Annotated in this window: 1 protein-coding gene; it reads right to left on the reverse strand. The window is 66.9% G+C overall.

Translation table 11 applies throughout. The features are described from left to right. The coding region (locus tag ACQG3P_RS22240; RefSeq protein ID WP_426806263.1) for a glycoside hydrolase domain-containing protein at positions 1-242 on the reverse strand (242 nt) is incomplete at both ends.

A 242-nucleotide genomic window follows, 5' to 3' on the forward strand; every position in this document is an offset into this window, starting at 1 on the left:
GCCATCGTCCTTGCGGCCCTGGAAGAATCCGGCGGCCGTGTCGAACACGGTGGCGTAGGTGCCGGCGCGGGCGCGGAAATACGCCGCTTCGGTACTGTATCGCTCGCGTGCGGCCGGGCTGCCGGCGGTTTTCGCCAGCGCGGTGGCCATGTTGGCGATGCCGAAATCGATGAGCGCGCCTTCCATCGTCCACGACATGCCTTCGTGCACGTCGCCGCTGGCGAAGCCACGTAACGTGCATT

Origin of the sequence: Stenotrophomonas sp. SrG, from assembly GCF_050031795.1 — a bacterium.
GTDB lineage: Bacteria > Pseudomonadota > Gammaproteobacteria > Xanthomonadales > Xanthomonadaceae > Stenotrophomonas > Stenotrophomonas rhizophila_A.